Here is a 26,246-nt window from a genome sequence, read left to right on the forward strand (position 1 = left end):
GGAAGCGACGGGCGGGGTGGACGAGCGCAACGGGACGGCGGGGCGGCGCGGGCCGAGCCGCCGCGCCGTCCTGGCCGGCGGACTGGCCGGCGGACTGGCCGGCGGACTGGCGCTGCCCCTGGCGGGCTGCCAGGAGCCGGGTCGCCAGGACGCGCTGCGGATCATGGTGCCGACCCCGCCCGGCGGCGGGTTCGACCACACCGCCCGGACCCTGGCCTCGGTGATCGAGGAGATCGGCGCGGTCCCCGACGTCACCGTCTTCAACCTGGCGGGGAGCACGGGGACCGCCGCGCTGGCCCGGCTGGTCTACGAGCGCGGGGCGGCCGACCTGCTGCTCCAGATGGGATTGGGCCTGGTGGCCAACACCCACGTCGACACCGCCGCCGACTCGGTCACCGAGGCCACGCCGGTGGCCCGCCTGATCGAGGAGCCCGAGGCGCTGATGGTCCCGGCCGACTCCGAGTACGCGACCATCGGCGACCTGGTCGCCGCCTGGCAGGCGGACCCGGGGGCGATGCGGATCGGCGGCGGCTCGACCCCCGCGGGTCCGGACCACCTGGTGACCATGCTGCTGGCCGAGGAACTGGGCATCGACCCGGGCGCCGTGGTCTACCACTCCTACGACGGCGGCGGTCCGATGCAGGCCGCGCTGATGGGCCACGCGCTCGACTTCGCCGCCGCGGGCCCCAGCGAACAGCGCGCGGCGATCGACTCCGGCCAGCTGCGGGTCCTGGCGGTGACGGCGGCCGAGGCGGACCCGGGGCTGGACGCGCCGACGCTGCGGGAGGCCGGGATCGACCTGGAGTTCATGAACTGGCGCGGGCTGCTGGCCCCGCCCGGGCTGGACGAGGACGATCTCGCCTGGCTGCTCGCGCTCGTGGAGCGGGTGCACGCGTCACCGGAGTGGGCGGAGCGCCTCGCGCGCAACCGGTGGACGGACGCCTACCTGGCCGGGGAGGACTTCGCCGTGTTCCTGGCGGAGGAGGACGAGCGCACCGGGCGCACGCTGGAGCGGATCGGGCTGGCCGACGGGTGATCCGCCGCTGCCGCGGTGACCGTCCGGGGAGTGGGAGCCGCGCCGGCGCGGAATCGCGTCCCGGCGGGTGGTAGGCTCTGACACTCAGCACTATCTTCAGTGTAATCAGAGCTTACTGCGGCAAGGATATCACCTTAATGGAGAGTCGTCAACCGGGGTCACCCTCACCGGAACAGGAGGCCCTCGCACACGAGCAGACGAGGGTCAGCGCGATGTACGCGCGCCTGGACGCACTGCGGGAGTACACCGCGGACCAGCTCGCCGCCGCGCACCTGCAGGACCGGAGCGGGTACGCCGCCCTGGTGGAACGCGAGTCGCGCTCCTACGAGCAGGCCCGGCGGCGGGCCCGGCTCGGCGCGGTCGAGGAGGGCCTGTGCTTCGGCCGCGTCGACCTCGCCACCGACACGGAGACGATCTACATCGGACGGATCGGACTCCGCGACGCCGAACACGAGACCATCCTCGTCGACTGGCGCGCCCCGGCCGCCCGCCCCTTCTACGCCGCCACACCGAGTGACGCCGCCGGCCTCGCCCGCCGACGCCACCTGCGCGTACGCCACCGGCGCGTCATCGGCCTGGACGACGAGGTGTTCGACCCCGACGGCCTGACCGAGAGCGACCGGCACCAGCTGGTCGGCGAGGCCGCGCTGCTCGCCTCGCTGCGCCGCGGCCGGACCGGGCGGATGGCCGACATCGTGGCCACCATCCAGGCCGAGCAGGACCGCGTCATCCGCGCACGGCTGGCCGGGGTGCTCGTCGTCCAGGGCGGACCCGGCACCGGCAAGACCGTGGCCGCCCTGCACCGCGCCGCGTACCTGCTCTACACCCACCGCCACGTCCTGGAGCGCCGCGGCGTCCTGGTGGTCGGGCCCAACCCGGCGTTCCTGCGCTACGTCGGCGACGTGCTCCCCTCGCTCGGAGAGACCGACGTGGTGATGCGCACCGTGGGCGAACTGTTCCCCGGCGTCGAGGCCCGCGAGCACGACCCGCACGCCGTCGCGCGCGTCAAGGGCTCCCCGCGCATGGCCGAGCTCGTGCGCGCCGCCGTCCTCGACCGCCAACGCACGCCGCTGGAGGCGTTCGGCGACGACGAACTGCGGGTGCGCACCGACGCGGGCGTCCTCACCGTTCCCGCCGAGACCGCCGCGCACGTGATCGCGACCGCGCGGGGCCTGCGCCTGCCGCACAACGCGGCGCGCAAGTACGCCGTCACCACCCTGCTCCGGGAGCTGGCACGGGCGGAGTCCGTCCTGCTCGGACGGCCCGCCGAGGAGGAGGACCTGCCCTTCATCGGCGAGCGGCTCTGGTTCGTGGACGCGATCCGCGCGGCCATCGACGCCCTCTGGCCCCCGCTGACGCCCGAGCGGCTGCTGGCGGAGCTGTTCTCCGACACCGAGGCGCTCGACCGCGTCGGCCCCCGGGCCGGCCTGTCCGCGGACGAGCGCCGGGCACTGGCGCGCGCGGCCGACGCCCCGTGGACGGTGGAGGACGTTCCCCTCCTGGACGAGGCCGCCGACATCCTGGGCTACGACGACAGCGCCGAGCGGGCCCGGGAGCGCCGCCGCGCGGCCCGCGAGGCGGAGGAGGAGCGCTACGCCCAGGGGGTGCTGGAGTTCACCGGGGCCGACGACCCCCTGCTGGACGCGCGGGTCCTGGCCGAACGCCACCGCGACACCGGACCCGGCCTCACCACCGCCGAACGCGCCGGCCAGGACCGCGAGTGGACCTACGGCCACGTCATCGTGGACGAGGCGCAGGAGCTCTCGCCGATGGCCTGGCGCGCGGTGATGCGCCGGGTGCCGACCCGTTCCCTGACGGTGGTGGGCGACGTCGCCCAGACGGGCAGCGCGGCGGGCGCCCGGTCGTGGCTCGACGCGCTGGAACCCTTCGTGGGCGCCAACCTGCACGTGGAGCGGCTGCGGGTCAACTACCGCACGCCCGCGCCGATCATGACCGCCGCCGCGGACGTCCTGCGCGCCGCCGCCCCGGACGAGGAGGCGCCCGAGTCGGTGCGCGAGGAGGGCGACCCGCCGCGCGCGGTCCGCCTGACCGGACCGCTGGCGGAGTCGCTGCCCGCGGTGGTCGCCGAGGAGCTGCGGGCGATCGGCGAGGGGCGGGTCGCGGTGATCACGGCCGACCGCGACGTGGCGGCCGCGGCGGCCGCCCTACCGGACGCGGGGCGCCCCTACGCCGGGGGTCCCGGGCGCGACGCCCTGGAGAACCCCGTCGTCGTGGTGACCGCGACCGAGTCCAAGGGGCTGGAGTTCGACTCCGTGGTGGTCGTGGAGCCGGACCACGTGTGGCAGCAGCCGCGCGGCGCCAACGACCTCTACGTCGCCGTCACCCGCGCCACCCGCCGCCTGACCGTGGCCCACTCCCGCGACCTGCCCGGCGTGCTGAACCGACTGGCGTGACCCCCGGCCCGGCTCCGGCTCCGGTTCCGCCCGGGCGGAGCCGGGTTCAGCACTGGGCCGGGCGGTCGACGGCCAGGGTGTCGACGAGCAGCGCCGCGACCCGGCCGTCGGCGGCCCTGCCCAGCCACACCGGGCAGGTGCTGACGCCGTCACCGACGAAGGCCGTCACCAGGTTGCCGCCGGTGACGGGTTCGCTCAGGGTCCTGGTCCACGGACCGGCGTCCCGGGCCCGCTCCCCCGGCTCGGCGAACCGGGCCGGCCCGGGGTCCTCCGTGTGGACGATGCCGTGTGCCAGGCGCGACAGCACGTACACGCTCTGCCGGAACTCCAGCTCCTGTTCCAGGGAGGGGCTGATCGCCTCGGCGAACTCCTGCCCGGTGACGGTGCCGGGGGCGTCCAGGAAGGCCTGGGCGGCCTCCCGCAGCTCCCGTTCCCGGTCGGCCAGCGCCTCCCGTTCGCGCGGCGTGTAGCCGATGACGAGGTCGGGGTGCGTGTCCGGATCGGTCAGCACCTCGACCAGGTGGGGCAGGCACGCGGCGTCGCACACGCCGACGAGGCCGCTGTCGCGGTCCACGTCCACCCCGTGGAACCGCCCCTCGCGCAGCTCCTCCAGGCTCTCGCCCGGGCGCAGCGCCATCTCCCACGCGTCGACCGGGACCCCCACCAGGTCTGCGACGTCGACGCGCAGCCCCGCCACCACGGCGGACTCCCCGTCGGGACCGGTCTGGCGCAGCACGGACACCCGCACGGGGTGCTCCCCCACCGGGAGCGGGACCGTCAGGGCCTGCTCCGGCCCGGCGAACCCCAGGCCCTGCGGGTTGCGGAGCAGCACCCGCCCCGTGGGCAGGACGAGGGTTCCGGCATCGTGCACCTCGACGGTGCCCGGCCGCCGGTCGCGCGCGCCCCGGTAGCGCCGCCCCGGCCGGAAGAGGCCGTCGACACCGAGCGGGGCCAGCGGACCCGGGGGTGCCCAGGGAGCCGGAACCGCGTCGCGGTCGGGCACGGCGTCGGCGTCGCGCAGTTGCACGCCCGCGTCGGACAGGCCGGGGTGCAGTGCCACGAGCTCCTCCCACCGGCCGAACCCGGGGGCGGGCAGGGTCGTGAGGGCCGCCAGGTCCTCCTCCAGCCACTGGTGGGAGGAGGTGTGCCCGCCGCCGGCGAAGTCCTCGCGGTAGACCGACCAGTTCCCGCCGAGCACCTCCACGCTCCGCAGGAGCGGGACCCGGCCCGAGGCCGCCTCCTCCGAGGAGGGGTCCGCCCAGCGCCGGCTGTAGGTGAGCGCGAGCCCGCCGTCCTCCTGGCGCGTGTAGCGGTGGTGGGTGCGTCGCGCGCCGGCGGCGTCGAACAGCCAGACCCCGCAGTGCCCGTGGGCCCACGCGATCTCCAGCAGGACCAGCGGCGCGCCCGCCGCGTCCCGCACGAGCACCGCGTACTGCGTGCCGGCGGCGTCGCGCCCACGTGCTGTGGTGGCGTCCAGCACGCCCACCACGCGGCCCGGCTCGCCCTCCCACCCCTCGCAGTACACGACGTGACAGGGCTGCGGTGTGCTCATGCTGCGTCCTCGGTCCGGGGGAGGTGTCGCGAGGAACCTACCGCCCCGGTCCGACACCCGCTCCCCGCCGGGGTGCCGTCGCAACCGTCCCGGGGGCCGCCCGCCACCACCCGCCGCCGCCGACCGTCCTGCGACCGGGGGCACGGTTGAGCCGCGCGTCGGTGAGACTTGTCATGGGTGCGGTCGGGGGGAGGACTCCGGCGGGAATGTGACGTGTCAGCACGGCCTGTCGAGCGGGATTCGGCCCGAACCGACCCGGCGAACGCCCGGAGTTTCCGAATACGTGGCACCTCGACGGCAGAAAGCGTCCGAATCGTCACCCAGAGGGTGCACAGTAGGAGAATGAAGCGCTGTGATTTCTGCGAACTCCCCATCGGCGAGGGCTGTGCGTGCTCGCTGCCCCGGGACTACATCGGTCCCAGCGGGACGGGGACTCCCTTCTCGACCGTGAGCCGGCACCCGGGCAGGGACGCGATCCTCATCTCCCTGCGGGGTGTGGCACACCGGAGCGGGTGCTCACACCAGTCCGACTCCGAGGTCAGTGCCCCGCTGTGGGGCTGGATCGACGCACCGGACCCCCAACTGTGGCGGCGCATCAGCGACGCCTCCCCGCTCAAGGCCACGGGAGGCAACACCGAGCGCACCGCCACCCGGCGCTGCCGCACCTGCGACCGCTGACGGCCCCGGCCGCTCCCGGAGCCGTGTGTCCACGGCGTTCGACGCGGGCGCGGCCGCCCCCGGCGACCTCCACGCTTCCGGCCGATCGGCCGCGACGCCGGGCTCCGGCGTGCCCGCGAACCGTCGATGGAGGCTGGAATACTCCACGTATGCGCCTCCCGCTCCCCCCGCACGCCGTCCAGGAGGGCAAACACGCCCGTGCCGGCCGGAGCCGGCAGGCCTGGCGGGAGTCCCGGCGTGGGTGACCCGCTGCCACCGCTCCCCCGCCCGGTCAGGGGCGTCCACGTCCGCGCCGTCCTACAGACGGCCTGCCCGGGGTACTTCGCCCTGGTCTGGCTGGACGCCGAACCCGGGCACGGCGGCACGGACATGGAGTTCGCCGACGGCCTCCCCGACACCAGCCCCCGCGAGTTCCTTCCCGCCGAGTTCCGGAGCGCCTTCGCGAAGGGCGTGCGGGAAGGGCTCGCGCGGCTCGGCGGCGGGAGATCCCCCTACGCCGTGCGGATCGTGCTCCGCGACGCCCTGTGGAGCGAGATCGACTCCAACACCCGGAGCTTCGAGGCCGCCGGCGGCTACGCCGCCACCGAGATCCTCGCCTGCGTCCGCGAGGGCCGCGACCCCCGCCCCGCCGGACTCGGCGCGAGGCCCGACCGCCCCGCCCCCGCCATGCCGAGGGACCACCGCCGGGCGCGCACGTACCCGGACGCCGGTCCAACCGACTGACGGTCAAGCCACCGGGATCATCGGGTCCGCCTCACCCTCCGGTGTACGCCGAAAAAACGCAGAACTCCTTGGCCACATTCGGCCAATCAGGAACCGACTGTAATCGAACTGACTTTCGACCATGTCCTTCCATTCTCTGCTTTGCCTGTTCAGGACACCTCGAATCCACTCGGAGCAAGGCACTTCTTATTGCCTGACACTAGGCACCACCAGCACACCAGCGCCTTTCAGACGTTTACAACGCACAAGAGTGATAGAAGTACGAAGCGAACAATGGAATGGGGTGGACATCGCTGAATGAGATCCCGATCCTCGCCACACCCCCGGACGAGGATTCCGGCGCGAGGACACTCAATCGATACCGGTGGCAGTCTCGCGTGGCCGCACGTGACCTTCTCTCCCTCGTGCTCCATGACCTGCACGAACAACGCAAGGGCCCGACCTCGACCAAGCGTGCGCTCATCAGCGAGTGGCACGAGGACTGGATCATCGTCAACGGTGACGACCAGTGCGTGGTCTCAGCCAAACACCGTGAAGCCGATCAGAATGCGTGGACTTGGGCCACTCTGATGAGCGACGGCGGCATCCCACGCCTGTACCGGAGCTTCCGCGGCCTCGCCGAGGGGACCCGATGCCGCCTGGCGACCAACAACGCGATCACGACCGGCAGGGAGACACACGCTCTTCGCAATACCTGTCTGCTGGACCACGAGGGTAGCGCGAGCCCGCGCGAACACGTCACCACGGCCGAACGCACCACCCTGGTCCGCACACTGGCACGGTATCTCCAGGTGCACCACGACAAGGCGGGCCTGACCGAGGAGGAATCCCGGGGCCGCTCCGGCCATGTGAACCAGTGCCGCCCCTCCCCCTCCCTCGTCGCTTCCGCGGAACGCTTCCTGGACTCGCTGGCGCTGGACACGGGTATCCCCGACCGGCGGACCATCGTCGACAGCGGCCCCCTGAGGTATGTCAAACCCGTCCTTGAACAGCTCGGCCACCCCACGATCCGCGTGGAGGCCGTATGGGAGGCCCTGACCGGCTACGTCGAGCAGAGTATGGAATCGATGCGACCCCATGAGGACGGTGGACTGGCCGAACTCGTCCGTTTCCTGAGGGAGGAGCATCCCCGCCCCGGGACCGAGGCTCTGGAGCGCCGCACCATCACCACCGACCAGGCGTTGAGGGTGATCGACCAAGCGGTAGCCACACCTCGGCTCTTCCTCGCCCCGTCCCTGCCCTTCCGGCACAAGGTGTCGGTCAAGATGACCTTCGGCGGCCTCGAGGCCAATCACGTCCAGCGGGCCGAGGACCGGATGCTCAGGTGGCGCAAGTCGTGCGCGTCGGAGGTCGACGACTCCCCGGGCAACCACGCCCAGCTCCTGGAGTTCGGGGACGAACTGGAGGACCAGGTCGACGACCTGCACCTGGCCCTGCGAAGGCAAGGGCTGGAGGGAAGCGAATTCGGAATGCGCCTGTGGCACGACGCCACACGCCTCCCACCCGAGGACCTCCCTCCCCTCCCCTTTCGTCTGACGCGCTCACTCCTGACCGGGGCGCTCGCGGACGCCTCCGACCAGTGCCGGGTCTGGTTCACGCCGTACAGGTTCGACGCGGACCGGATCCTGCTCGAATCCGCCCGCGTCGACGACGGCCACGACGGTGCGAACGCCGACGAGGAGGACACCCCGTGAACCACCCCGTTCCGACCCGCAACCGCGCCTATTTCCTCCAGGACAGGACCTACCACGAACTGCGGGTGCTCCTGCTCGTCCGCTCGGTGGCCGATGTTCCCTCCGGCCCCGGCCACGTCGACGGTTTGGGGCAGTTGGCCAAACTCGACTTCCTCGTGCGATACCCGCTTTTCGCCGCTCGCGTCCTGGAGGAACTCGACCCGGCGGACCCGCGGCTCCACCACGAGGACGCCGACGCACGAACGGTGGAGGCACCCATGCGCAGGCACCGGTACGGCCCGTGGGACGAGCGCTACTACACCGTCGTGGGCGCGTTACTCGGGCGAGGCCTCCTGGTGAGAGGAACCGAGGGGCGGTCCCGGATGACCCTTGCCGCGAACGGACCCGGTCGCGAGGTCGCCCGAGCCGCGTCCCGGACTCCCGTCTGGATGCCGGTGGCCGACCGCTGCACCGCCGTGGCCGAAGCGGCGCACCGTCTCAGTGGAAACCACCTCGGCCGGCTGATCCGGGAGCGCCTGTCACTGGACGAGGACCACGACTTCGGAGACGTGATCACGTGAGCACCCTGTTCCGCGTCGAGGCGCTCGACCTCCACACCGAGCAGTCCACGTCCGACCGCCGGGAATTCACCACAGGGCTCAATCTCATCATCGGTTCCCCCGGTTCCGGCAAGAGCACCATGATCGAGCTGATCAGGTTCGGTCTGGGCATGAGGGCACAGCGGACCCCGGTGGTGGAGGGGTCCGTGCGGCGGGTATCCGTGGAGATCGTGGCGGCCGACCGTCGGCTCCGCCTCTCGCGGAGCGTCCACACGCCTGGAGTCGTCTTCGTCGAGGACCTCGACACGCAGGAGGATCTGGGAGAGTTCCCCGTGGCCCCGGAGGACGAGCGGGTCCGTGTCGGCACAGCGCTCCTGAGGTGGCTCGGAATCCCTGCCGATGTCGAGGTCAACGTGAACGGTCGGCGCAAGGTCCTGACCTTCGACCACGTGTGGGAGTACATGCACGTGCCCCAGTTGGAGATCGACCACAGCATCGCCCGCCATGACGCCGCATCGCTCACTCCCCGGCGCAAGCGTGTCTTCGACCTGGTGTTCGGTCTGATCGATGAGCGGTTCCAGGAACTGGACGACAGGGTCGCGCACGCCAAGGCCAAACACCGCGAGGCTCGTGGACGGCTGGAGGGCGTGGAGGCGTTCGCCGAGAGGGCGGACCTGCCCTCACCCTCCGAACTCGAGGACGAGTTGCGCGAGGCCGAACGCCAACGGCACCGTGTCACGCGTGCCCTGGAGAGGCTGAGGTCCTCCCTCGGTGCACGCGACGACCGCGTCGTGGCGCTGCGCGGCATGCTCTCCTCCACACAGAATGCGGTCAGTACGGCGAACGAGGCTCTCCGCCTCCTGGACCAGACGCAGCGACAGCGGCGGGACCGCCTCGATGAGCTGACGGCGTCGCTGACCCGCGTTCGCCGTGTCCGGAGTGCCGACACGTTCCTGTCTCCCATCGAGTTCAGCCAGTGCCCGCGCTGTCTGCAATCCTTGGACGAACACCGCTCTTCTCCGGGTACCTGCCGGTTGTGCCTACAACCGGAACCCGGGACGGAGGTGACGCGGGCGCCCAGAGCCGGCCATCGGCATGGAGACGGGCAGGACGCCCTCCCCCTCGCCGTTCCGGACGAAGCGGGTCCCCAGGAACTCCAGTTGTCCGACCAACTCGATGAGATCCGGATACTCCTGGAGCGGGGGGAACAGGAGAGGCGGGTGCTCGAATCGCATCGTGACGAGCTCTACGAGGGCCTGCACGAACTGGAGGAGGAAGTCCGGCTGCTCACCGCCGCACTCGGTTTTCCGGGTTCGGAGGAACTCGCCCGGGTGTCGGAGGAAGTGGCCAGAGCCGAGGCCGAGGCCGAACGCATCAGCTCCCTGATACGTACCGTCCAGCACATGGCCAGTTTCACCGCAGAGAGTTCGGCGGCCGAAACAGCCCTGCGCTCAGCCCGGGAAGAGCTCCAACACCATCAGGACCATCTCAGGCGGACGTCCAGGGGTCTCTTCGCCGACCTCACCACTCTCTACGCGGACTTGTTGAGAGACGTCAACGCGCCCAACGTTCGGGACGCACTGATCGCCTCCGACGACTACCTTCCCTACATCGACGGAAAGAAGTTCGACGCCGTCAGTATCAGCGGGGGCAACCGCGTCCCCTTCATCGTGAGCTACTGGCTGGCCCTGCATTCGGTCGCGCTGACGAGCCCGAACTATCCCCTGCCCGGGTTCCTGGTCCTGGACAGCCCACAGAAGTCACTGGGCCCGCTCCAGGAACTCAGCAAGAACATGTACCGGTTGATCCAAGCCATGGCCGAGGAACGGGACGAGACCTTCCAGGTCTTCGTGCTCGACACCGACCTGCCTTCGGATTTCACACCGGATCAGGATCCGCTCTGGCTCGACTACGACCATCCGGGTATCAGGTCGATCCGCCACCCTGGCCCGACACACCCGCTTCGCACGCTGGAGGGCGAGCGGGTCGACGATACCGGCGCCGACTAGCGCGGCCTCACCGGCGTACGAACCGGGTGGGCCCTTCGAGGAGAGTGAGCGCCCCGTCCACGTCGGCCAGGCGGGCCGACAGGGTGCGCTCGGCCAGGTGCCTGGGCAGCGCCGCGTTGAACTTGAGCCCGTCCAGGGCCCGCACCCCCACGTCGGGCAGGATGACGCGCTCCCGCGCCGCCTCCCTGGCCGCCGACCACGTCCGCGGATCCAGATCGGCGTTGAGCCGCAGGCACGCGTCGTTGGGCTGCTGCTTGGGATCGGCGGCCCGCCCCAGCGTGGCGGCGAGCGTGAGATTGGCCCGGGCCCCTGCCCAGGTCCACCAGCGCAGGTCGCCGTTGCCCGCTCGCACGATCACCGACCCTCCCGGGTGCACCAGATCGGTGTGACCGTCTCGGGCCTCGGCCAGGGCGTTGACCGCCCGGCGGGTGAGCTTCGCCCGGGGGTCCGTGCCCAACAGCACTTCGCGGACGGCACGCGTGAGATGGAAGGACGCCCCCAGGTGCCCTCCCGAATCCCACTTGGCCTTGCCGCCACCGCCCTCGACGGGTTCGACGAAGCACCGCTGCCGGCGCCAGTCCACCCAGGTGACCATCCAGGTGCGTCCGGCCAGCAGCAGCCGGCGCGGCCCGGCCTGCTCCTCGTCGGCGGCCAGGAGCGCGGGGTCGATGCGGCCGATCTCGGTGCGCCCGTGCAGTGCGGTGAACTGCGGGGGCGCGGTGAACACACTGGTGAGTTCCATGAAGTGGCGGTGCCCGAAGCGCTTCTCCGCCTCGGGGCCGATCATCATCAGGCCGCCGTCCAGGTCGATGAAACCCTCGCGAATCAGATGGGCGGCGATCGGCGCGCCCTGGTGGAACGGTTCCAGGTCCCCCCACCACTCCGGCCACAGCCGCTCCCCCACCTCCGGTTCCTGCAGGCACAGCGCCAGAAGCTGCTGGGCGACGATGTGCCGCGGCTCTGGCGTGGGCACCACGGGCTCCACCCAGTGCTGTCCCCACAGGTGCAGGAGCCCGGCCGCGTCCAGGAGCCCGGACGTGTCCACGGCCAGGAACAGGCAGTTGCGCTGTGTCCCCGTCCTGCGTCCGGTCCGGCCGATGCGTTGCAGGAAGGACGCCACGGTGCCGGGTGCATTGATCTGGATCACCCGGTCCAGGTCACCGACGTCGATACCCAGCTCCAGCGTGCTGGTGGCGACGATGACGCAGTCCCGGGCCTCACCGAAGGCCGCCTCGGCGCGGCGGCGCTCGTCCAGGGACAGCGAGGCGTGCGACAGGAAGGTGGTCACGCCCAGCTCGCGCAGCGCGTGGCCCAGTTCCTCCACGTACGCGCGCGAGTCGCAGAACACCAGGCGCTTCTCCCCCCGGTGCAGGGAGGCGATGACCTTGGCCGCGTTGCGCAGGGAGCCGACGTAGTCGAGTTCGACGTCACCGGGCGGCGGCTCCTGCGGGACCCGTCCCGGCTGCGGGAACCGCACCCCGGGAGCGATCACCCGTCCGGCCCGCTCGCCCGCCATCGACCCCTGCAACCAGGTGAGCAGGTCGTCGGGGTTGCCCACGGTCGCGGACAGCCCCACCCGCTGGACGGGGCGCCCCGCCACCCGGCTCAACCGTTCGAGGACGGCGAGCAGGTGCCAGCCCCGGTCGTCCCCGGCGAAGGCGTGCACCTCGTCCACGACGATGCCGTGCAGGTTGGCGAAGAACGCCCGGTGGTCGACCTTGGTGCTCACCAGCATCGACTCGACCGACTCCGGTGTGGTCAGCAGGATGTCGGGGCGCCGTCGCAGGATGCGCTGGCGTCCGGCGTGCGAGACGTCCCCGTGCCAGAGTTCGGCTGTGCGCCCCATCCACCCGGCGTAGGCCTGCACCCGCGGCAGCAGGTTGTTGAGCAGCGCCTTGATGGGGCACACGTACAGCAGCGACACCCCGTCCCCCGACCGCCCGGCCATGGCGGTGAGCAGCGGGAAGAGGGCGGCCTCGGTCTTGCCGCCGGCGGTGGGGGCGAGCAGGACCGCGTCCTCGCCGTCGATGAGAGGGGCCAGCGCCTCGCGTTGCAGGGGCCGCAGTCCCGGCCATCCCAGGGTGTTGACGATGTGGTGGGCCAGGGTGGGGTGCAACAGGTCCAGGCTGCTGGGCCCGGATCCCGGCCCCGGAGCCGAAGGCGGGGTCACAGGTCGAGTTCCACCTCGTCGGCCGTGGACGCGCGCTGCACGTGGGCTCCGCGTTCGACCTCGGTCAGCTCGCTGCCGCCCACCGTGAGGCTGTAGTGCCGACGCGGGTCGAAGTCGGGGTTCTGGTCGACGCGGTCCATGACGTCCACGAGCTTGCGCAGGTACAGCCGGGGCGCGATGCCGATCTTGCCGCCCAGCTCCCCCGCCACGGCTTCGGCGAAGCCGAGCAGGTAGCTGTCGTCGATCCTGCCGCGCACCCGCTGGGGGTCGTCGGCTCCGTCCGCGTACAGCTCCCGCACGGCCACTCCCAGCTCGTGCAGCTTGTCCAGGTCGAAGCCGCCCAGGCGGATCTGGGCGGCGTGCAGGTTGTCGTGGCCGGGGTCGGGCAGGAAGTCGGTGTGCAGGCGCTGGGCCAGGGGCGCCAGGCGCTGCACCCCCTGGGGGCCGTCGTAGAAGGCGGGGGTGCCGGTGATGACCAGGTACAGCCCCGGGAACCGCCTGTCGGCGATCTCGTCCAGGAGCTGGCGCAGCGCGTTGAGGCCCTTCTCCCGAGTGTCGGTGCGGGCGCGCTGGAGGGTCTCCAGCTCGTCCAGGACCACGAGCAGGCCGGGGTGGCCGCAGTCGCGCAGCAGCACGAGCAGGCCCTTGAGGGCGGCCAGGGCGCCGAAGTGGTCCAGGTCGCCCTTGATCCCGGCGTAGCGCTTGGCCGCGGCGGCGACGTTGGGCTGACCGCCCAGCCAGGCGATGAGCGCCTCGGCGACGGCCGGTTCGTCCTCGGCCTGGGCCCGGTGGTAGCCGCGCAGCGCGGCGGCGAACCCGGGGTTGGCCGCGGCGACCTCGGTCAGGCGGCGCTCCAGGAGCTCCGTCACGGCCTGGTTGAGCGCCGGCTCGTCGCTCTCGTCCACCGTGCCCTCGGCGAGCACGTCCTCCTCCAGCGAGTAGAACCAGTTGTCCACGATCTCACGCAGGGCGCTGGCCGGCTGGGTGGCGGTGGTGAGGCGTTCGGTCAGGCGCCGGTAGACGGTCTCCAGCCGGTGCAGCGGGGTCTCGGTCTCCGAGATCTGGATCTCGGCGACGGCGAAGTTGGCGCGCTTGGCGCGCTCGCCCAGCCATCGGGCGAAGAAGGTCTTGCCGGACCCGTACTCCCCGCGCACGGCCCGGAAGTCCGCCCCGCCGGTGGCGACGTGGCCGAGCTGTCTGTCCAGGGCGCCGACGAAGCGTTCGAGCCCCACGGCGAACAGGTCGAGTCCGCCGTGCGGAACGGTGCCGCGGCGCAGGGCGCCCACGACCTCTTCGCGACGGGCCGCGCTGACGGGGTTCACGGTCACCTCTCCTCGGGGAACTGCTGCCGGAGCAGGGCGGTGTTGAGTTCGACGCTGCGGTCGCCGTCGGTGAGCGTCAGGACCGGGTACGCCTCCACGTTGAGGACCTTGCCGAGCATCTTGAGGAAGCGCACGGCCCGGGGGTGGCTCTCGGGGCCGCCCGCGGCGCGGGAGGCGGCGCTGACGGGCAGGCGCGGGTGCGTACCGCCCACGGCTTCGAGGGCGTCGATGAGCGCGGCGACGTGCTCGGCCGCGGGTGCCTTGGGCACGCGGGCCAGGCTGGCGGCGAAGACGGGCGTGGCGGTGGTCCTGGCGCCCAGGCCGCGCGGGGCGGCGGCTTCGACTCCGAACAGCGCGGGGATCTGCTCCAGCACGGCCCGCTTCCTGGGTGCGCGCCCGGCCGGCTTGCCCCTGTCCGGGGCGGCGGTGGAGCGCTCGGCCGGTGTCCGTCCCGCCGCGTCCGCCGGTGCCGCCGGGCCCGCCTGTGTGCCCTCCAGCGGCTGGGTCCACCACACGGGTTCGCGGTCGGCGGCATCGAGCCGCTGCCAGCCTTCGGGCACCGGGTTCTGGGACCGCGGGTCCTGGCCGCGCCGCGCCCCGTCCAGGACGGGCACGAACACGAGCACGGGGATGACCATCTCGGCGGCGGAGAACCCGCCGTGGTAGCCCTCCTTGCGGTCGGTGTAGCGGATGTCCTCCCGGTAGGGCACGACGAGGGTGCCGTCGCCCTCCAGCACCCGGTCGCCGGTGGCCAGGACCTCGCCGTCGCCGGGCTCGCCGGTGCGGTAGCGGGCGGACTCGCCCGCCCGCGTCTTGGCGCCGTCGCCGCGGTCCCACACGTGCCCGTGGTCGGAGGTGAGCACGACGGGGCGTCCGGCACGGGCGGCGGCGTCCAGCAGCGACCCGAGTTTGCCGACCTGCTTGACCTCCCAGGTGGACTCGTCACCCTCCCTGCCGCGCGAGAGCGCGTCGTCGATGGTGTTGAGCACCACGGCCACGACCTTGTCGGTGACGTCGATGTCCTGCTGCACGGCGCTGGACAGGTGGAAGCCCGCGCCGACCTCCAGGTCGCGCTGGTGGTAGAGCACCGCCTGGTGAGCGCCGAAGGCCGGGGCGGCCCAGAGCTCGGCGAAGCCCGCGCGTTCGCGGTCCTGTTTGCCGACCGTGAGCCGTCCGGTGAGCAGGGAGGCCCGCGAGCAGTTGGTGGTGGAGGGGACGGTGGCGAGCGCGCCCTCACGCGCGCCGGGCCTGCCCCGGCTCCCGGCGCGGACGACCTCGGTGAGGCGTCCGCCGGCGTTGACGCTCTCCGCGAGCTGGACGGCCACCTCGACGCTCATCCCGTCCAGGACGACGATGAGCGGCGCCGACCCCTTGGCCAGGGGGCGGGCGATCTGGTGCTGGAGGTTCTCGACGCGCAGCAGGGTGTCGCCGGGGCCGTGTCCGCTGTTCCACCGGTTGAGGGCGGTGGCGAAGCCGGCGTCGACCGCGGCCCTCCACCGGCGGACCCTGCGGTAGAGGGTGTCCAGGGCCTGGGCGAAGGCGGGGACGTCGCTGCGGTGGTGCCAGATGGCCGAGGCGGCGCGGTCGGCCCATCCGGTGTGGTGGACGTGGACCTGGAGCCATCCCCGGGCGTTGGCGGGGGTGTCGGCTCCCAGGGGGGCGTCGGCCGTGCCCAGGGCGAGGCGGCGCAGGAGCCGTACCGCGTCGGTGGCGGCCCGCCCCTGCTCCTGTTTGTGGCGCGCGCCGTGGCGGCGGTGGTCGCGCAACCGCACCAGCGCGGTCTCGACCTCGCGCAGGTCCTGCGGCCGGGGCGGGTCGGCGGAGGTGTCCTCGCCCAGGGCGAGGGTGATCTGGCGGCCCAGGTCGGCCAGGCGCGTGTGCAGTCCGGCGTCCAGGAGCCGGCTGGCCTGGGCCACGGGCGCGGCGTCGAGCTGGAAGAGCAGTTCCTCGGTGCGGCGGACGGTCTCGTCGGTGTGGTCGCCGTCGGTGCCGTCGAGCATCCGCAGCAGGGCCGCGGTGCAGGCTCCGGCGAACTCCCTCAGGTGGGCGGGGTCGGGTTGGCTGGTGCCGAAGTAGCGTTCCTGGGCCCGGATGAGGGCGTGCTGGGCCGCACGCGCGGACTGCGACCGGTCCGCCCCGTCCTGGTGTGCGGCGTCGGCGAGTTCGGCGAACGCCAGGCCGATGGGGATCGCGTCGAGGGCGTGCCCGCGGTCCAGGAGCGTGAACAGCACGCGCGGCACGGCGCCGAGTTCTTCCTCCAGTGCCGAGCGCAGGCGTTCGCTCTCCGCGTCGGGCAGATGGGTGAAGGCGGTGACCGAGGCGGGGTTGCGGGTCCACTCCAGCAGTGCGGCGCTGTCGACCTGCTCGCCGGGGTCGCGGCCGAAGCGCACGGACACGGCGATGGACAGGGCCTGTTCGAGTTTGAGCACGCCGGTGCCCAGTTTGAGGGGCTGGGTGGCGCGGATGCTGCGCAGGGTGTCGGCCAGCCAGACCCAGGAGCCCGAGTACAACCGCGGGTCGATGCGGGTGACCTTGAGTTCGCCGCGCAGCAGTTCCCAGTTGTTGAGGCGCATGACCTCCTCGCCCAGGAAGCTGCCGAGGAGGGTCTCGCCCAGGTCGGCGGCTTCGAGTGGCGTGAGCACGACCAGGTGGTCGACGTCGTCGCCGAGCCGGCTGAGGGCGTGCACGACGGCCAGGACGCTGTCGGCGGCGGCCACGCGCACGGTCAGCTCCCGGGTGCCGCCGTCGCTGGTGTCGACACTCAGCGGAAGGGTGTCGGGACCGTCCCAGTACGGGTCCGCGGACAGGGCCAGCGCCCGGGCCCGCGTCCGGGGATGGCCCTTGTCGACCCGGCGCTGCTCGGCGTCCAGGGCGCGTTCGAGGGCGTTGGCGACGGCCTCGGCGTTGACGCGCCCGAGCGCGGTGGCGGGGCGGGCCCGGCCGGCGCCGCGGGGGGCGGTGCTCACTCGGCCTCCCGGATGGTGATCTGGATGCTCTTGCCCTCGGGGATGTCGAGCCTGGCGCGCAGTTCGGCGACGACGGAGTCGACGTCGGCGCCGTGGGCGACCGTGATCCAGGTCTGTTCGGCGGGTGCGGGCAGGGTCGGCTCGTCCGCGGCGGTCACGCCGGTACCGTGCGGCACCCCGGTGGCCCCGGGCCTGGCCGGAGGGGGCGTGGGCGCGGGGTCGGGGGCGGGCACGGGGGTGGGCGCGGGCCTGACCGGAGTCTTGCGTACGAGCAGTGCGGTCACGGCGCTGTCGGCGGCGCTGATCGCGGTGGCGAGCTTCTGGCTGCTCTCGTTGCGGCGGGCGGCCTCCTGGAGCCGGTCGAGGATGCGCGCGGCCTCTCCGGAGGTGTCCCCGCCGTCCTGGATGAGGGTCTCCAGGGAGCCGAGCAGTTCCCACTTGGCGGCGGACAGCGCCTGGGCGAGGTTGCCCGCGCCCGCCATGCTGATCCGGTACACGCCGCCGTCCTCGGGCAGGTCGGCCTGGGCGAGGGCATTGACCAGAGCGGTGTCGTCGGCCAGGCCGCTCAGGCGGCCCAGGAGTTCGTCGGCGGTGCGCGCGGTGACCAGGCGCGGGGCCTGCTCGTCCAGCCCCAGCACGTGGGCGTGCCTGGTCAGCTCGCGCAGCAGGTGCTCGCTGCCCGAGCGCAGCCGGTGGGCCTGTTCCTTGAGCTGTTCGGCCAGGCGCTGCACGGACCGCGCGCTGAGCAGGGGCTGTGCGGTCAGGCCGAAGACGCGCTGGGCGCGTTCGTCGGCCCGCTGGAAGTCCTCCTCGCTGGGCAACTCCTGGCGGCGCAGCACGATGTCGTCGGACAGGCGGCCGATCTCGGCTCCGGTGTAGCGCTTGCCCGCGCGGATCCAGGCCCGGTCGCTCTGGACCGCGTAGACCATGACGAGCAGGTCCACGATGTCCTCGGGCAGCCCCTGGCCGTCCTCGCGGGCGCGGATCCACGCCTTGATCTCGTCCACGCGCACGTCGGTGCTCGTGGGCCGGTTGACCTTGAGGAACCGGTCGATCTCCTGGCGCCACTCCTCGCGCAGCACGAACACCTCGCTGACCGTGGCGATGCGCAGCGGCTCGGCGACGCGTTCGAGCAGGGGCAGGTCGGTCTTGGGCGCCTCGTACCGGTTGAGCCGGTCGGCCTTGGCCTCCTCCACGGCCTTGAGCACGGCGGACAGGTCGGCGCGGCGCAGCGGCGTCCTGCCCTTGGCGCTGGACAGGTTCGGGTGCTCGGGGTAGAGGCTGTCGAGGAGCTTGTGGGTGATGCGCTCCAGGGCGGCGGGGAACTGGCTGCCGGCCTCCAGGGCGATGGTGAGCCCGTCCGGCAGCGGTTCGATGTGCGGCTCGGCGCGGGCGCCGTAGTCGGTGCTGTCGGGGGCGACCTCGGCGAGGCCGTAGGCGCCGCGCAGCAGGCCGGTGATCTGCGCGACGAGCTGGCTGCGCTGGTTGTCGAGCTGCGCGCGGGCCTCGCGGCGGTCGTCACTGCTCCAGTCGGGCGCCTTCTCCTCGATGACGTCGGGTTCGAGCAGGTAGTCCATCATCAGGACGCGGCGGGCGTCCTCCAGCCTGCCCGGGGACAGGAAGGTGGGCAGCCACGCCACGGCGGGGACGGGCCCGCCGAACTCCTCGCGCAGTTCCTGGATCCGGCGGCGGTCGTGGGAGGGGTCGTGGTGGCTGTCGTCGAAGGGGTAGTCGATGACCACCCTGACGGCATTGGCGGCCAGCGGCTTGAACGCCTCGCGTCCGAGGTCGTCGCTGGAGCGCACGTTGCCGAAGACCAGCTCGACGACGCGCCGGGTGCCGCGCCAGACCACGTCGGCGCGTTCGGCGCCGGGTTCCAGGCCGAACTGCTCCCACAGCAGCTTGTGCAGGAGGCGGCGCAGGGCGTGGTCGTTGGCGGCCTGGTAGGCGCTGCGCATGAGGGTCTCGGTGTCCACGCGCAGCAGGTTGAGCGAGACGGTGGGGTTGTCGGCCTGGGCGCCCACGCGCACCTCGCCGAACTGCGCGGCCATGTCCTGGAAGAACTTGGTGGCCGCGGCGACGTCCTGGCGGGGGCGTCGGGCCTTGACGATGCCCTGGTTGAGCGCCATCGCGCGGTCGACGGTCAGGTCCTTGAGCGCGGGGACGTTGGGGGTCAGGGCGCTCAGCAGCAGGGTCTTGACGAGCAGGTCCTCGCGGCGGAAGGGCGCGCGCACGTCCAGTGCGGCGGCCGCGGCCTCGGTGGTCTGGTTGCGCTCCAGCAGCCAGGGCCGGACCTTGTTGCGGTAGAAGGTGCTGATCTTGGCGTACTCGCCGCTGAGGTGGTCCTTGAAGGGCTTGTCCTCGCCCTCGATGAGCACGTCGAAGACCGAACCCAGCGGCACCATCTGCCCGACGGGCAGGGTGTCGCGGTGGTTGACCAGCAGGTGGAGCAGGAGCTTGATGGCGCTGCGCTGCCGCTGGAGGGCGTAGGACATGTCCACCATGACGTGCAGCAGCGCCGGACTGAACGGGTAGAGGGCGCGGAAGTCGTCCCAGGTGCTGGTGTCGGCGCCGCCCTGGCTGTCGAGCAGGGTGTCGCGGACCTCCGCGCGGCTGTTGCGCGTGCGTTCGAAGGCGGCGTCGATCTCGGCGGCGGCCCCGTCACTGAGCGGCCGGATGAGGCGGTGGCGGACCACCTCGGTGAGGTTGGCGTCGGCGAGCTTGATGTGGCCGAAGCGGCCGTCCCAGTAGCTGATGGTCTGGGAGATGCCCTCGGTGCCGCCGCCGAGGCCGACCAGGTCGCGCAGGTCGCGCTGGCGGGGCACGAAGCTGATGATGGGCGCGGGCCGGTCGCTGTGGGAGGACTCCACGAGCTTGGAGATCTTCTGGACCTCGCTGCTGATGCGCCCCTCGTCGCCGATGAAGGCGGTGAAGCGCAGGATCAGCTCGTCCAGGAGCAGGATGACGCCGTCGACACCGAGGTACTGCTTGGCGTGGCGGCTGATGGCGGACAGGCCCTCGTCGATGCTGACGTAGGCGTTGGCGGCGTCGCCGATGGCGTCGGCGTAGCGTTTGAACGGTCCGCCGAGCAGGGCGCTGATGAGTTCCTCGCGCAGGGTGCGTTCCGCGGGGTCGTCGGTGTCGGGGTGGACGGCGAAGGCCTGGTCGAGGGTCTGGCCCGTCCACGCGGAGGGGCCGGCGAAGGTGCCCCACACCCCGGTGTCGTCACCGCCGCCGTCGCCGCTTTTGCCACGGGAGGGCAGTTGGGCGATGAACGCCTCGTCGCCCAGGGAGGCGCGCTGTTCGCGGGCGTCGGCGAGCAGACCGTCGGCGCGGTAGACGGCGGGGACGGGCGCGTCGGGGAACTGTTCGCGGACCTGGCGCACGTAGCCGCCGAGGATGTTGGCCTCGATGGACACGGTCTGTTCGACCATGTGCGCCTTGACCTCGATGAAGTTCATGTCCGCCAGCCAGGCGTCGTGCTTGGCGAGGACGTCGGCCAGGCCCTGCTTGTCACGGGCGGCGGGGTGGTGGTCCAGGACCGCCGAGAGCACCGCGAGGAAGTGGCTCTTACCGGCGCCGAAGGAGCCGTGCAGGTAGGCGGCCTGGGACTTGTGGTCGGCGACGGAGGTGCGGATGGTCTCCAGCGCCTTGTCGAAGGACTCGGCGAGCTGCGGGGTGACCACGTACTGGTCGATGGCCTGGGCCTGGCGGGTCGAGGTGCTCTCGGTGAGCTTGACGACCAGGTCACCGTCCTGGACCGACTCGGGGATGTCGATCAGGTCGCTGATCACTCGGCTCTCGCCGCCCTGACCGGGGGAAGCAGTCGTCATCGCCTGGGTGCGCCTTTCTGCCTTCGGTGCGGCTGGAGACCGTGCGAGGCCGGGCCGGACGCGGCGCGTGCCGGAGCGGGTGTCCTGTGGCTGGGACACGGTTCCAGGTGGGTGGCCAGGTGTTCCAGCCTATGCCCGCGTAGTGACATCGAAAGCCCGTGGAACTCGGCTGTCCTGGAGCGGGGCCGCCTCGCGTGGGGGTGGCTGGAGCGGCTGGCGGTGGGGGTCTTGTGTCGGGCGAATGTTGGGGCTGACGCGGGCACAGAGGGGGACGGTCGAGGGCCGGTGGTGGTTGACAGCCCCCGGCCCCGGCACCTGGCCTGCGCGGCGAACACGGTCCCGGCCCGGAGCGCGGCTCCGGACCGGGACACGGCGGTGTCCCCCTATGCCTTCCTGGCCCGCCCCCGCCTGGGCGCGGGCGGGCTCCAGCTCGTCATCTGCGAGTCGGTGATGCCGGTGGCGTCGCGCAGCTCGGTGAGGTCGGTCCTCAGGTGGTCGGCGGGGGTGTCGCCGTACTCGTCGACGGCGGTGTGCCACTGCTCGACCCAGGGCAGCAGCTCGCGGAGCCCGGCCAGGAGCGGCACCATACGGTCGCGGGTGTCGTCGTCCTTGCCCCAGCCGAGTTCTTCGAGCCGCTCGTGGGCGAGGGTGCCCAGGGCGTCGGCCTGCTGGGCGTGGTCCCAGCCCGCCCAGCCGAGCAGGAGGGTGGGGTCGGTGTCGGCCTCGGCGCCGACGTAGGAGACGAAGCGCTCCTTGGGCACGTCGAGCTTGCCCCGATTGGACCAGTACTCACCCTTGCGGAAGTCGGCGGAGGTGTACTTGGGCGGGACGGGGATGTCGAGGCGGTGCTCCTTCTCGCCCTCAGCGAGGTCGGCGTTGAGCCTGTCCTCTTCGCGCTGGAGGTCCCACACGTGCTCCCAGATGGCGCGCTTGCGCATGCCAGTGTCCTTGTAGCGCAGGGCCGCGAGGTAGGGCACGTGCTCGGTCTTGACGATCTCGGCGATGACGTCGGCGAAGTCCTTGCCGGAGTCGTAGAGCGCGGCGACGTCGGCGGCCTCGGGGAACAGGTCGCGGACGCGGTTGGCGAGACCTCGGACGGAGAGGGGTCGTGCGCGCTCGTCGCCGTAGTCGTCGGTGGTGAACCAGAGGCGCCGGTCCTCGCACTTGTCGAGGAGCCAGGACTTGAGGGCGGCCTTCTCCTTCTTCTCCCAGGACTCGGACTGCCAGCGACGCTTGTACTCGGGACGTTCGAGGAGGTTGATGTTCTTGTCGGACTCGATGAGTTCGATGCGCTTGGCGACGACCTGCTTGTAGGCGTCCGGCCAGTGGGAGGGGACCTCGGTGATGGGCGTGGAGCCGTGACGGTTGAACCACTCGGTGGTGGCCTCGCCTGCGGCCATCTTGCGGGCCAGCACGATCTCGAAGGCCCGCTCACCGAGGTTGATCGAGGGGACTTCAGAAGTATCGGAGATGGTCAGCTCAGCAAGCTGGGCGTCCGTGATGAGGTCGTAGCGGTGGTAGACGTCCCAGTCGAGTTCTTCCTGGAGCGCGATCATCCGCTGGCGGGTGGCGACGTACTCCGCGTGAGAGTCCTTCAGGAGGTCGGCGGTAGGGGTGCTGGACTCGATGAGAGCAAACGGTTCCAATGAGGAGAGCTTCTGGGCGAGGGAGTCAATTTCCTTCGACCGTGCGAGAGGGAGCTTCCGAGGGAGCGGGAACTCCTGAAGCTTAGTTCCAGTGAACTCGTACCGGTTCTCCCATTCCTCATCCTGCACACCTCGGCCAATACCGCTGCCACCCTTCGGCTGACTCACCTGCTTGAGCCAGAAGCAGGCCGCCGACGAGTTCAGCACCCCTAGCAGCTCCAGGTGCCGGTCTTCTGTTGCCCCCTCTGGCAACTTGATAACCGAAACAGAATGCCGAAAAAGAACCTCTCCCCTTTCATAGACAAAACTATTTTGAGTAGCGACCAACGGAAAGGCAATCACGCCATGATCGGAAAGTCGCGACGAGTAAAACTCCCGCCATTCATACCACGAGGCCCCGCGATCTCGCAGAGAGACACTGAACCTCTTTCGATCAAAAAGCACCTTCTTTAGAGGCCAAGCGAAGTTAACTGTTGGCGCAATAGAACTTTCGTCGAGAACTTCCCAATTATCCTCATCATATGCTCCCCAAATTCGCGAAGCAAGCAGCACGGACCAATCGCGAACATCCGCCCCCTCGATGCTATCAAAAATCTTCACCCCCCTCTCCACGAGAGCTTTGCTTGACCCGATATAAAAGGCCGACTCCTCTCCAGTAATTACCGCCAATCCAATCTCATCCACATACCCAGAAAACTTCTCGTTACCTTTTTCGAGAGCGCCAACTAGATCCATGGACCCGCCGCCCGACATACTCCACGGATGCTCATTGAACGTGGCCCAAGCCAGATCGCTACAACTCACCCATTGGGATTCACTGTCACCTTTACGGGAGATCTGTTCAACAATCGACGACCACACCAGTCCTACAGCAGGAGTCTCAGGCTGTCCGGGCTCACCCCGAATCCCGAGGACCGCACGAATCGTTCCCGTTTGTGACGGGACCATATTCCTACCCATGAGAATCGCCGTGGGGGTGCCGTGTCCTGGAATATAGGCTCCGGATGTGTCGATCACCTTAGTCAGGCGCACTCGATTTCGAAAGAACTCCTCGATCAGCTTCTTGCCGAACTCGCGTTTCATGAAAGAGTTCGCCGTGATCTGGCCAACGAAGCCCGCCCCGATCCTGTCTCCACCCGCCCGTTTGGCTAGATTGAAGAAGCGCTCTGCGAAAGGAACGGACAGTGCGTAGGTGCCTGAACATGTGGAATACCGGCCCCGGTAGTTCTGGTTCTCCTGCTTGTCCTTCACTGTAATATAGGGCGGGTTACCAACCACGGCGTGATAACTCACAGCACCCAAGAGGTCAAATTCGTCCGAATATTCTGCCACGTCTTCGGTCGAATAGCGGTGAACGTCATAGGAACCGAACAAATCCTCCTGCCTCTGGGGCGCCCCCCGACCGTGTATGAGGGAATCGCCGGTCGCGACGACAATCGGCCACTCGGGGTTGCTCGCGCTCAGAACAGTGATTCCGCCTTCCTTCATCGCGGCGATGAGAAGGCGGAATCGTGCGATCGCTACCGCGTAGGGGTTCTTGTCGACTCCGTGGACGCTCCGCAAGCTCCGACTGATCAGATCCCAGTCGGAGGCACCGGGCTCAGTTTCGCGCCACTTGCCCAAAAGGCGACGGAAGGCACCCAGAAGGAAATGCCCTGAGCCGCATGTCGGATCGATGATCCGGAAGCCTGTATTGTTCTCCTGGTAAATCCTGTTCCCGTCAAGACCGAACTCCTTGATGGCGGGTTCCAGGGTGTAGTCAAGGATGAACTCCTCAACGAACTCAGGAGTCTGGAGTAGCGCGTACTTCTTCCGCGTCGCTTCGGACATCTCCTGGTACAGGTCGCCGAGGAAGCGGGTGTTCCACTCCGGATCCGTGAAGTCGTGGACAAGGTGCCCGTCCTCCCCCACCTCTCGCCAGAACTCAATGAGCTGCTTGGCGGCCTGGTGGGACGGTGTGATCGTCCACATGGGGTTGTGCTTCTTGTCGAACAGTCCTGCCATGACCGAGGACACGCTCATCTGCTCGAAGGCGTGTTCCAACCAGTCACGGTCAGTCCGCTCTGGCGCGTCAGGGTTCTCACTCCGGCCTCGCAGTACCCAGGCTTCCTTGAGCTCCTGGGAGACGCCGTAACGGTCGCGCTCGTCCTTCGCTCCAGCGATGAACGGCTGTTCGAGGAGCCCGTTGTCCTCGCAGAATCGGATGAAGACGGTGGACAGCACCCACGCAACCGCGGCCTGAGTGATCTGGCCTTCCCGCCACTCCCCCACAGCGACGGACGTCCGCGCCGCATCGCGAGCCTTCTGATACTGACGCTTGAGGTAGGCGTCGAAGCTCTCCGGCGCACCTGATGGCCCCATTCCCTTGATGGCGGTCGGATCCTGCGCTCGTTCCCGTAGGTCATCCTCCAAGAGACGCGCCTGCTTTTGGAGGTCCTTGAGCAGCTTCGTCTGATCGACCACGGGGTCTCCAACCACACCAGAGGGACGGGGTACCTTTCCATTCTCACGCCTTAAAGCCCCTGCTCGCACCGAGAACCGGCTTTCGGTAGGGGCTTCCCGGTTCGAGAAACGGTCGACGGCGGGGGTCGTGCCGACCACCCCCGCCGACAACCAGTGCCCAAAGTCGACCTCAGGCGGGGACGGGCAACTCACCCAGCAGACGGGTGAGGGTTCGAGCGTCGGGCACCTCGGTGAGTCCGCTGGAAGACGCCACCCAGTACGAGAGCGTGGCCTCCCCGAACCACACGACCAGGCGCGGGTGGTTGGCCTGCACCGACGCAGCCAGTGCGTGTTCGCCCGCGTATTCGGCGAGGTGGCCGCCAAGGCGGGGCAGCCCCTGGGCCCGCCTCGCTCGGCACGACGGGTGGCCACAGGATGGGCACGCGGGGCCGATGAGCGGGCCGCGCCGGGGCAGGGTCGGAAGGGTGCGGTAGAGCGGGTCGCTGGAGCGCCGGGGCGCGGGGATAGGATGCTTTATCGATCCTGCCTTCTAACAGTTGGTCCTGTGGATTTCAGGGTTGTGTTGGGGCCCGGGAGAGCGCGGCAACGCTCTCCTGGGCCTTCGTCGTGTCGACAGGTGGTCGCTACGGCTGGCTGTTCCAGCGACTGCCTGCCAGGTCGTAGGCGAGGAAGAACCACACCTGGCGGAAGTCGGCCACCCCGTTGTCGCCCCAGTCGGTGGCCAGGGCGTCGACCATGGCCAGGCCGCGTCCGGACTCGGCGTCCGGATTCAGGCCGTCGGGAGCGGCGGTCAGCGGGAAGTCCGTCGAGATGGCCTTACTGCCCTGGTCGTGGCAGGTCAGCTGAAGCCCATCGCGGCGACGGACACACCGCAGCGTGTAGGTCCCGAACGGCTCCCCGGAGCGGCTGTGGCACAGGGCATTGTTAGCCAGTTCGCTGCCGAGCAGGGTGAAGAGGTAGCGGTAGTCGGTGTCGCGGTGGTCGGCACAGGTGTCGAGGAAGGCGCGCACCAGCGGCATGAACTGGACCGACGAGCCGAAGTCGTAGCAGCGGACGCGGTAGGCGCCGCGACCGGAGTGCGGGTTGAAGTAGTGGCGGCAGCGGCGGGGCACCAGCTCACTGAGGGGCACGGTGACCTCGGGCAGCACCGGCATGGGGGCGATTGCGGGCATGACGAACAGACTCCTTCGCGCTCGGGAGT

The 26,246-nt window shown here is 70.5% G+C and carries 15 protein-coding genes; 7 read left to right on the forward strand and 8 right to left on the reverse strand.

Going from position 1 to position 26,246, the window contains the following annotated elements:
• Positions 1–16: 16 nt before the first annotated feature.
• Both HNR10_RS04365 and HNR10_RS04370 read left to right on the forward strand, forming a co-directional pair.
• Positions 17–1,036 (forward strand): Bug family tripartite tricarboxylate transporter substrate binding protein, encoded by a 1,020-nt coding sequence (locus tag HNR10_RS04365; RefSeq protein ID WP_312889107.1) that lies wholly within the window; start codon positions 17–19, stop codon positions 1,034–1,036.
• A gap of 137 nt (positions 1,037–1,173) precedes the next feature.
• On the forward strand, positions 1,174–3,450 hold the full coding sequence (locus HNR10_RS04370) for a HelD family protein (protein ID WP_179821023.1): 2,277 nt from the start codon (positions 1,174–1,176) through the stop codon (positions 3,448–3,450).
• A gap of 46 nt (positions 3,451–3,496) precedes the next feature.
• Here HNR10_RS04370 and HNR10_RS04375 read toward each other — a convergent pair whose 3' ends face one another.
• Positions 3,497–5,002: a DUF4241 domain-containing protein gene (locus HNR10_RS04375; RefSeq protein WP_179821025.1), complete on the reverse strand. Its 1,506-nt coding sequence runs from the start codon at positions 5,000–5,002 to the stop codon at positions 3,497–3,499.
• 342 nt (positions 5,003–5,344) lie between these two features.
• Between HNR10_RS04375 and HNR10_RS04380 the strand changes: the two genes are divergently transcribed.
• The 5 genes from HNR10_RS04380 (at position 5,345) to HNR10_RS04400 (ending at position 10,645) form a co-directional block, all read left to right on the forward strand.
• Entirely contained in the window at positions 5,345–5,680 is a 336-nt protein-coding gene (locus HNR10_RS04380; RefSeq protein WP_179821026.1) for a hypothetical protein, read from the forward strand.
• 237 nt (positions 5,681–5,917) lie between these two features.
• On the forward strand, positions 5,918–6,403 hold the full coding sequence (locus HNR10_RS04385) for a hypothetical protein (RefSeq protein ID WP_312889108.1): 486 nt from the start codon (positions 5,918–5,920) through the stop codon (positions 6,401–6,403).
• Between the two features lie 377 nt (positions 6,404–6,780).
• The gene (locus HNR10_RS04390; protein WP_179821028.1) at positions 6,781–8,097 is read left to right on the forward strand and encodes a hypothetical protein; all 1,317 of its coding nucleotides are present in this window, start codon (positions 6,781–6,783) and stop codon (positions 8,095–8,097) included.
• Entirely contained in the window at positions 8,094–8,657 is a 564-nt protein-coding gene (locus HNR10_RS04395) for a hypothetical protein (protein WP_179821029.1), read from the forward strand. The genes HNR10_RS04390 and HNR10_RS04395 overlap by 4 nt, the downstream gene beginning before the upstream one ends.
• The gene (locus HNR10_RS04400) at positions 8,654–10,645 is read left to right on the forward strand and encodes an AAA family ATPase (protein ID WP_179821031.1); all 1,992 of its coding nucleotides are present in this window, start codon (positions 8,654–8,656) and stop codon (positions 10,643–10,645) included. Before HNR10_RS04395 ends, HNR10_RS04400 begins: the two co-directional genes overlap by 4 nt.
• Before the next feature lie 7 nt (positions 10,646–10,652).
• Here the strand turns inward: HNR10_RS04400 and HNR10_RS04405 are convergent, their stop codons facing one another.
• From HNR10_RS04405 to HNR10_RS04435, 7 genes are all read right to left on the reverse strand, one after another.
• Positions 10,653–12,770: a DEAD/DEAH box helicase gene (locus tag HNR10_RS04405; RefSeq protein WP_218898325.1), complete on the reverse strand. Its 2,118-nt coding sequence runs from the start codon at positions 12,768–12,770 to the stop codon at positions 10,653–10,655.
• A 41-nt stretch (positions 12,771–12,811) separates the two neighbouring features.
• A complete protein-coding gene (gene brxD / locus HNR10_RS04410; RefSeq protein WP_179821033.1) occupies positions 12,812–14,137 on the reverse strand; it encodes a BREX system ATP-binding protein BrxD in 1,326 nt (441 codons plus the stop codon).
• Between the two features lie 2 nt (positions 14,138–14,139).
• Positions 14,140–17,103 (reverse strand): BREX-2 system phosphatase PglZ, encoded by a 2,964-nt coding sequence (gene pglZ, locus HNR10_RS04415; RefSeq protein WP_179821035.1) that lies wholly within the window; start codon positions 17,101–17,103, stop codon positions 14,140–14,142.
• Entirely contained in the window at positions 17,100–20,936 is a 3,837-nt protein-coding gene (locus HNR10_RS04420; RefSeq protein ID WP_179821037.1) for a DUF6079 family protein, read from the reverse strand. Before HNR10_RS04420 ends, pglZ begins: the two co-directional genes overlap by 4 nt.
• 383 nt (positions 20,937–21,319) lie before the next feature.
• Positions 21,320–25,045, reverse strand: coding sequence for a BREX-2 system adenine-specific DNA-methyltransferase PglX (gene pglX / locus HNR10_RS04425; protein ID WP_312889109.1), 3,726 nt, complete (start codon positions 25,043–25,045; stop codon positions 21,320–21,322).
• 169 nt (positions 25,046–25,214) lie between these two features.
• Positions 25,215–25,358, reverse strand: a complete 144-nt coding sequence (locus tag HNR10_RS31950) for a hypothetical protein (protein ID WP_312889110.1) — start codon at positions 25,356–25,358, stop codon at positions 25,215–25,217.
• 310 nt (positions 25,359–25,668) lie between these two features.
• Entirely contained in the window at positions 25,669–26,217 is a 549-nt protein-coding gene (locus tag HNR10_RS04435; protein ID WP_179821038.1) for an ATP-binding protein, read from the reverse strand.
• Positions 26,218–26,246 lie beyond the last annotated feature (29 nt).

The organism is Nocardiopsis aegyptia (assembly GCF_013410755.1).
In the GTDB taxonomy this organism is placed as follows: Bacteria; Actinomycetota; Actinomycetes; order Streptosporangiales; family Streptosporangiaceae; genus Nocardiopsis; species Nocardiopsis aegyptia.